We start from the raw sequence: 1,487 nt of genomic DNA, 5'->3' as shown, positions 1-1,487 counted from the left end.
TGGCGGCTTTGCTCGACGGCAGCATCACAGCGATCATCGGCGATGCCCCGGTGCTGGAATATTATGCCCACAGACACCCCGAACAAAGGGTCGATGTCATCGGAGGCGTCTTCGAGCCGGACAAATACGGCTTCGGGCTTCCTCTCAACAGTCCCTCTACAAGGCGGCTGACCGTTGAACTCATAGGCGCTCATGAGCGTGGTCTCGTGGAGCAGCTGCACGCCAAATACTTTGGCGAGTCACCCTAAATGGGGCACTGACCACCAGGCTCGCCCGACTGGCCAACCAGCGCGCGGCCTGCCCCAATGTTTTTATCGTTCTTGCCATGAGAACAAAATAAGAATGTCGGATCAACTCGTTAAGGAGGAAACCGCGCATGCAACACGCTTGCACACAACCGGGGATGGCTTATCATCAACGTTGCAACCAAACACCTAACGCCCAAGTGACGGCCCGTGCCATGCCGATACCAGAGCCACACTATCCAAGAACTCATCCCGAACGCTTTGATTCATGTCAGTTGGCGATTGAGGACAAGCTGATAGAATTGATCGGCCACGCCTCGGATATGGGCTGGCACAGAGACGAAATACTATCGGCCATCATCGAAATAGCCGACAATCTATCCTTGGCGAGGCGCGACGATATCGCGCTCGCGATAGAAACGCAGTTATCGAAATTGATGAAGAAAAAGGATGTGTGAATTGGCTGACGCCAATGATCATCCCGCGCGTCTTATCGTTGTTGTCGCATTCACCCGAGCAGACAATGGCCAGCTTGTGCCTGCTTACGATCCGATGCAGTTCGATACCCCGGAAGATGCCACTCGAATGGCGCGCTATCTCGCGATAAAATGCGCTGGCGTCTTGGCGTGGGCTCGCGACGCACAGCCTGAAGTGGGAGGCTACGGGCCTCCAACGATTCTGTTTCAATCTGGCGACGTACCGGAACTGGAGTAGCCATTAGGCGATCAAGATGACGTGGGAAACAAACATTCAGAACCTGGTCAAAATTGGCGCGGGCAAAATCACCCGGCGCGATGAGGCTGTCATTCACCAGCGCCTGGCAGACGCCGAGGCGTTTTTAACGGACGCTCGAAATGTTACGACTACTCAATCCCGCTTCCTGCTGACAATTGAAGGTGTACGCCAGGTAGGTCTCGCGGTCGCCAACCATGCCGGGATCAAAGTAATTCCCAACGCCCAGCACAAGGTAGACGTTTCACAGCTGGCTGCAATGATTACACAGCTTGAAACCGTCGTTCCGGTGCTGCAAAGACCTTGGGAGATTTCCGCAATATTCGCATACAACGGAAGAGCGTGTCGCCTGCCCCACCGATCTCGCCGGAACAAGCAGCCAAGGCAGTGGATATCCTGGAGCAGCTTCTCGCCCGCGCCCAGATTCTAACAAGTGTCGGTAAAAACGCTTAGGGGATATAACCAGAGTAACAAGTGTCGGTAAAAACGCTTAGGGGATATAACCAGAGT

General features: G+C 54.3%; 3 protein-coding genes and 1 pseudogene. All 4 read left to right on the top strand.

Going from position 1 to position 1,487, the window contains the following annotated elements:
* Positions 1-248: pseudogene (locus ACXJ5O_RS26775) on the top strand (transporter substrate-binding domain-containing protein); the annotation flags it as partial.
* A gap of 128 nt (positions 249-376) precedes the next feature.
* Positions 377-703: a hypothetical protein gene (locus ACXJ5O_RS26770; RefSeq protein ID WP_457302557.1), complete on the top strand. Its 327-nt coding sequence runs from the start codon at positions 377-379 to the stop codon at positions 701-703.
* A 1-nt stretch (position 704) separates the two neighbouring features.
* Positions 705-959 (top strand): hypothetical protein, encoded by a 255-nt coding sequence (locus tag ACXJ5O_RS26765; RefSeq protein ID WP_457302556.1) that lies wholly within the window; start codon positions 705-707, stop codon positions 957-959.
* A gap of 16 nt (positions 960-975) precedes the next feature.
* A complete protein-coding gene (locus ACXJ5O_RS26760; protein ID WP_457302555.1) occupies positions 976-1,407 on the top strand; it encodes a hypothetical protein in 432 nt (143 codons plus the stop codon).
* Positions 1,408-1,487 lie beyond the last annotated feature (80 nt).

It is taken from the genome of Phyllobacterium sp. P5_D12 (assembly GCF_054049495.1).
Note: the sequence above shows the minus strand (reverse complement) of the source record. Positions and strands in the feature narration are given on the sequence as shown.

What these genes read in the sequence shown, in the direction of transcription:
- ACXJ5O_RS26770 (WP_457302557.1), top strand. Translation starts at nt 377, where the DNA reads ATGCAACACGCTTGCACACAACCGGGGATGGCTTATCATCAACGTTGC.
- ACXJ5O_RS26760 (WP_457302555.1), top strand. Translation starts at nt 976, where the DNA reads ATGACGTGGGAAACAAACATTCAGAACCTGGTCAAAATTGGCGCGGGC.